Source organism: Vibrio sp. Y10_XG_PY6 (genome assembly GCF_024181795.1).
GTDB classification, from domain to species: Bacteria; Pseudomonadota; Gammaproteobacteria; order Enterobacterales; family Vibrionaceae; genus Vibrio; species Vibrio diabolicus.
Window position 1 is genome coordinate 1 of the sequence record NZ_JAMZAQ010000013.1, and the last position, 5,369, is coordinate 5,369.

The 5,369-nt window shown below is 42.8% G+C and carries 7 protein-coding genes; 5 read left to right on the forward strand and 2 right to left on the reverse strand.

Translation table 11 applies throughout. The annotated features are described in order from the left end of the window. Positions 1–378: 378 nt before the first annotated feature. On the reverse strand, positions 379–648 hold the full coding sequence (locus tag NL644_RS22965; protein ID WP_253658821.1) for a HigA family addiction module antitoxin: 270 nt from the start codon (positions 646–648) through the stop codon (positions 379–381). A 292-nt stretch (positions 649–940) separates the two neighbouring features. Here NL644_RS22965 and NL644_RS22970 point away from each other — a divergent pair, with 292 nt between their 5' ends. Continuing rightward, positions 941–1,219, forward strand: a complete 279-nt coding sequence (locus NL644_RS22970) for a type II toxin-antitoxin system RelE/ParE family toxin (protein ID WP_253658822.1) — start codon at positions 941–943, stop codon at positions 1,217–1,219. A 253-nt stretch (positions 1,220–1,472) separates the two neighbouring features. On the opposite strand, the gene NL644_RS22975 is transcribed toward NL644_RS22970, so the two are convergent. Next, on the reverse strand, positions 1,473–1,679 hold the full coding sequence (locus NL644_RS22975; protein ID WP_253658823.1) for a hypothetical protein: 207 nt from the start codon (positions 1,677–1,679) through the stop codon (positions 1,473–1,475). 147 nt (positions 1,680–1,826) lie between these two features. On the opposite strand from NL644_RS22975, the gene NL644_RS22980 reads away from it, so the two are divergent. The 4 genes from NL644_RS22980 to NL644_RS22995 all read left to right on the forward strand — a co-directional run bounded on the left by NL644_RS22980 (position 1,827) and on the right by NL644_RS22995 (position 4,985). Beyond that, positions 1,827–2,243 (forward strand): recombinase family protein, encoded by a 417-nt coding sequence (locus tag NL644_RS22980; RefSeq protein WP_253658824.1) that lies wholly within the window; start codon positions 1,827–1,829, stop codon positions 2,241–2,243. Between the two features lie 921 nt (positions 2,244–3,164). Further along, on the forward strand, positions 3,165–3,398 hold the full coding sequence (locus NL644_RS22985; protein ID WP_238777790.1) for a hypothetical protein: 234 nt from the start codon (positions 3,165–3,167) through the stop codon (positions 3,396–3,398). Then, on the forward strand, positions 3,391–4,290 hold the full coding sequence (locus tag NL644_RS22990; RefSeq protein WP_253658825.1) for a site-specific integrase: 900 nt from the start codon (positions 3,391–3,393) through the stop codon (positions 4,288–4,290). The genes NL644_RS22985 and NL644_RS22990 overlap by 8 nt, the downstream gene beginning before the upstream one ends. 8 nt (positions 4,291–4,298) lie before the next feature. Continuing rightward, positions 4,299–4,985, forward strand: coding sequence for a hypothetical protein (locus NL644_RS22995; protein WP_253658826.1), 687 nt, complete (start codon positions 4,299–4,301; stop codon positions 4,983–4,985). Positions 4,986–5,369: the final 384 nt, after the last annotated feature.

The following is a 5,369-nucleotide window of genomic DNA, read 5'->3' on the forward strand; positions in this document are numbered from 1 at the left end:
GCGCTGTGAGTAAGGCTTTTGGCCCCCATTCCAGTCTCACAACACCCATCACTTATTCCTTTTCCGCAATCCCCATCTAGCAGCTACAACAGGGCGGATTTATCGTGCTTTCGCAAGTTATGATCGGTGCCTTTACCTGCCACCTACGGAACATCCCTTGATCGGTGGCTGACGCGCATCGCTCTGTCCAATACATCTTGAGTCCAAACAGAGAGCAGGAATACTTGAAGTGCTTACGTGATATGGCTATCATGAAAGGACTTACATAGGCCGCAAAACCAGTAAGTATTCCGAAAAAACCGCTCCTGCAAGAGCGGTTTTTTCACGTCTGAGCAATAGATTACGTTCAAAACTAAAAGATCGCAATCATGTCTATTACTAAACAGCACACTCCATTTTGTCTTTGGCTTGTTTTAGCCCGTAAGCTGTTTGCAAAGCCATCCAGCCCTCAGGCGAACGCTTAAACAACTTCGATAAGCGAATAGCCATTTCATAGCTTAACTCACTTTTACCAGTAACAAGGCGACTTACGGAAGATTTGGAGACTCCTAGTTTCTCTGCAAGTTCCGTTACCTTCATTTCCATTGGCTCCATATAAGCTTCTTTAAGAAACTCCCCTGGGTGCATTGGGTTTAATAACGTAAACATATTGATTTCCTAGAATAAAATTTAAAAATTTGCGAGTTGCGCAACGAGGAACGTTGCGGGTCAAAAAAAACCATGTTAATATGGTTAGTTGCATGAAGTTATTGTAAACAGATACTTAATGCTAATTCAGAGTTTTCGCAGGCCCGGAATTATACGCATATAAAATATCTTTACAATGTGATTTTGTAATTTTGCTTTACACAACGTATAACAAGTTTAGACCGAAATCTAGATTTCTTTGTACATTCTTCATGCACCTTAACAATTATTCCAAACTAAAGAGGTGCCCAAAATGATTAAAAGCTATAAATCCAAAAAACTAAAACTATTTGCCGAGAAGGGCAAAACTCAAAGTGTAGATCAACGTCACATCAAGCCTATCAACATTATTCTCAACGCTTTAGATACCGCTACATGTGAAGATGACTTCGACCTTCCAGGTAAAAACTTGCATTCTTTTAACGAGAAAAAGCCCAAGGTTTGGTCTTTGAATGTCTCAGCAAACTGGCGGATCACATTCGAGTTCGATGGCAATGATGTCCACAATGTTGACTACTTAGACACACACTAAGCAGTAACAACTAATCATTGCAGATAAAAGGATTTATCTGCAATGATTTGTTTTGTTCGCGTTATTGGTTATATGTTAAATACCCCAGATACCTTCTAAAAACGCCCATCTAGCTCCATAGAAAGCCCTAGAATCGTTTTTTCACCCCTAACCTGACCCTATACACAGCAAAACCGTCTTGAAAGTTTGTGACGCTTTAAAGGCGATTTACAGGGCAAAAGTCAGCGCGTTCGCTTGAAACAAAAACCACCCTCTACGGTGCATTTTTGTCATTCTTCTTAGCGAGCTGCTTATCGCACCATGCACTTATCCGTTTGGCCTTTAATGCCATAACGCCTACAGCAATCATTGCCAAGATATACAACCAAGCTAAAACAATCCCCCAGTTCGGAGCTTTATCACTAATCACTATGAAAGGTGCGCTACATAACAGCGCACTAAAAACAGCTCGAGAAAACATGAAACCCTCTTTATTAATTTCTTCTTCACTCTTCCACCGTATCAGTAATGTCTAATTTCCAAACGCCAAAACACCCTAGTAAAAATCAGACTCATAACATAAAATGTACGGACAAAATAAAACCACTATATACGGACATATAAACCAATGACCACAAACAAAAATGTACGGACAAAAATAAACAAATCTGAAAGAGTTGAACTGAGATGTACAAAGGCTTTCAAGGAATCACTTCAAGAAATAGCTGTACAAAATGGACTATCAATATCAGCCTTAATTGAAAGCATATGTACGGACAAAATAAAAGATTACTTTTCGGACAATTCAAAAGAAATAAAAAAACCAAAAACAGCCAGCGAACCGGTTATGGTGTCACAGACAAAACACACTGAAAGAAAGGACTACGAGAGAGAAATTTGGCGCATGATGCAGGAAGGTACCACTCCAACCAAAACAGCAGATTGGCTGAATGAAAATGGCTTTAAGCCACAGCGAGGAGATAAGTTCACTCTCAACAGCGTTCACTCAATTCGAAGAAGACTAAAAAAAGAGAATGGTTCCTGAGGAAATATTCCTCATCTTAAACTGGTTCATCAAAAAGCCTCGCCCGGAACGCTGTTAGGGGGAGCATTAAATTTTGACGTTGGTATAATTGAGTCAGCACGAACGCGATAGTGATTTTAAAAGGGTAACTCCGCCCAAAGCACGAGGACTATCGCAAATGCACTTCAATATTGATTTAAAAATATCGTTTCAAGTTCATATCCCTTACCAACTCTTGCTCCTTCTATTTCACTTAATCGTGATTGCTTAAATCATTTCCATTTTGCATCCAATCACCAGGCTAGATCAGCAAAGCTGAACTTGCCTGGTGATTGGATGGGACAAGCGAAGCGCGTCAGATTGTATTGTTACGATTAAATCAGAAGCCTTATTCCCCCATCAAATTTACTCAGCGCCCCTCCCTGTTTGCTCGCTTCGCATTGCAAAATTGGGAGGGACACTTCGCAAATTTCTCGGACGCTCACGCCCTCGCTAGGTTAGAACTTAGTTTAACCTAGCGAGGGCTTATACCAAAAGGGATCCTAGATTTTCACGCATATTATTTAACGCATATACAAACTGAAATTTGAAAAAACTCTTATTTTTGTGCAAGATACGTCTAACGATGTGAATCAGTTTTATAAGTGTTGCTACTTCGAAAGCAGTTTGTTTTTCCCTGTTCAATCTGAAAATAAACAGAGTATCGAAAGCTCAGCGAGTAGATAAATGTTCACCGGAGCAGTTAATTCCGAGGCGCTAAAAATAGCGAAATACAGTTCTCAACTGGTGAAATGAGACGGCTCTTTGAACGTCACTCAAAGAACAATGGAAATGGAAAACGGTCAGATAATCCTTGTGCCCAATAGCACTCAACTGGCGAATAGGCATTAAGTTGTCGCTGTTCTGAATTGCTCAGAATTGTATGTTCTTACAAGGATATTCATGACTGTTTTTGATGTTCAAAGTGAACTTTCTGCCCTGAAAGCTCAGACTCAATCCATGCGGAAGCGCTCCTATTCCACTCGAAAATCACGCCTCGACAAATACACCCATCAACTCTTAGAGCTTCATCAAGCTGGCGCAACTGGTGCAGAACTTCAGCGTTGGCTTCGTACCAATAAACGGGTCAAAGTCGCCCACTCCACTGTTCTCAGGTGGTTAGAAAAAAATGGCTAAATTTGCAAAGAACGTAGACCGCCAAGCCGTTGCAGCAAAGCAGGCCGCTAACGTCATGAAGCAGATGCAAGGTAAAAATATCTCTAGCGTAGGCACCGTTCGCAACTACGAAGAACGCCTGGCGATTGTGGCTCAACACGTCAATGCCGAATTTAAATGTGGTCTGCGAGATTTAACGGTAGAACAGGCACACCAGTATTTGACCGATAGATCCACAGAAGTGGGGCAGAAAACCTTAGATATGGAGCGTCAGGCTATTCAATCCATGATGCAAAATGTCACAGGAAAACTAGGCCAAACGGAAAAACTTGAAGTTATTAAATCCGAACAGCAGCAAATTCTATCCTCCCGTTCTTATACCCCTGAGCAAGCAAAAATGATTGCTAATGCACAAACTGAACGCAACGCTCTCTCGACTGAAATAGCTCACGCTGCCGGACTCCGAGCACATGAACTGAATACCCTGCAACGTATCAATGTACGCACGCCCGATCCAAGGCCGGCACTAGGAGAAAAATTCTCAGGTCGAGACGGAGTACGTTACACCGTAGAGGGGAAAGGCGGTCTGGTTCGTGAAGTTCTCATTCCCCAAGACCTTGCCGAAAGATTGGAAGATCGCAAACTTAATCAACCAGTGCGTATTATCGATCGAGGTGTGAACTACACCAGTCATTACGACATTAATGGCGGTAATCGTTGGTCCAGTTCTTTCACCACTGCATCAAATCGAGCATTGAATTGGAGTACCGGAGCGCATGGCCTAAGGCATAGCTACGCCCAAGAGCGCATGAGTGAACTGCAAAAAAACATGACCTACGAGAAAGCTCTTGAAGTTGTGTCTCAAGAAATGGGGCATTTCCGCCCTGATATTACGGAGGTTTATCTGCGATGAGATGGTTTGTGTTACTTGCTGTACTTGGCGGCATTTGCTGGTCTGCAAACTGGAGCTATCACCAAATGGATCAGGCTGTGTTGATCACCGACTATTGGCAAGCCCAGGAGAATATCGAGCAATGGGGACTGGTCAATTTTGAAGGAGACAACCCCCTCGTTTACGCTTTTATCAGCGCCAACGGATTTTGGCCTATTTTCAAAGGGCTGTGGCCTATCTGGACTTTGTTTATTTTAAGTTTCTTTGTCCTGGTACCACTTTCGATTTACATCTTTAATGGCTTGAATAATACCCAAATAGCCGCAGCAAAAGAGGCTCAACTTGATGCAGAAGAACGGGTAAAAAAAGCTGAATCAAATGCAAAAAGCTATGAACAAAAGGCGAAATCTTGGGCGGAAGAACGAGTAAGTTCAGCGTACGAAGAGCAAGAAAAACGGATTCGAGCGGAGCTGGACAGCGAAACTCAATACCTTCATCAATTCAAAAATGAACTGATACAACGCGAGCAGTTAATCAGTGGAAAAGAGAACGCAGTCAAAAAAGCTCAACAAGAAACAGAAGATCAGATCATAGAAATAAAACGACTCTATGCCGAAGAACTACAGAGATTTGAGGTCGAAACGGCTGAGCTAACAAAAGCGAGAGACAACGCCCAAGCTGGATATCAAAGATTAAGGAGGAAAAAAGCGAGTTAACCTCCCCCCAGACCCCCCTCTGAAAATCAAAGATTTTCTTTTTGGGCATTGACCACCGAAAATAGCTCAAGGGGCGTTTTAAGAGGCCCACGCTATTTTGTGGACAAGCCCAAAAGGACGATAAGGTTGCCACACAAGGCGGCGCTCTCAGCCCTTTCGGCTGCGCCGACCCCTACCCATTTCCGACTCGTTTTGAGTGGGTTTGAGCATTGTTTGTGGTCGCTTTCCGTGGAGTTTTTTCTCTTACCCTTTCGGGCTGCCCTGCGCTGTGAGTAAGGCTTTTGGCCCCCATTCCAGTCTCACAACACCCATCACTTATTCCTTTTCCGCAATCCCCATCTAGCAGCTACAACAGGGCGGATTTATCGTGCTTTCGCAAGTTAT

Coding starts and splice junctions, on each gene's coding strand:
- NL644_RS22965 (WP_253658821.1), bottom strand. CDS start 648: ATGTTTACGTTATTAAACCCAATGCACCCAGGGGAGTTTCTTAAAGAA.
- NL644_RS22970 (WP_253658822.1), top strand. CDS start 941: ATGATTAAAAGCTATAAATCCAAAAAACTAAAACTATTTGCCGAGAAG.
- NL644_RS22975 (WP_253658823.1), bottom strand. CDS start 1,679: ATGTTTTCTCGAGCTGTTTTTAGTGCGCTGTTATGTAGCGCACCTTTC.
- NL644_RS22980 (WP_253658824.1), top strand. CDS start 1,827: ATGACCACAAACAAAAATGTACGGACAAAAATAAACAAATCTGAAAGA.
- NL644_RS22985 (WP_238777790.1), top strand. CDS start 3,165: ATGACTGTTTTTGATGTTCAAAGTGAACTTTCTGCCCTGAAAGCTCAG.
- NL644_RS22990 (WP_253658825.1), top strand. CDS start 3,391: ATGGCTAAATTTGCAAAGAACGTAGACCGCCAAGCCGTTGCAGCAAAG.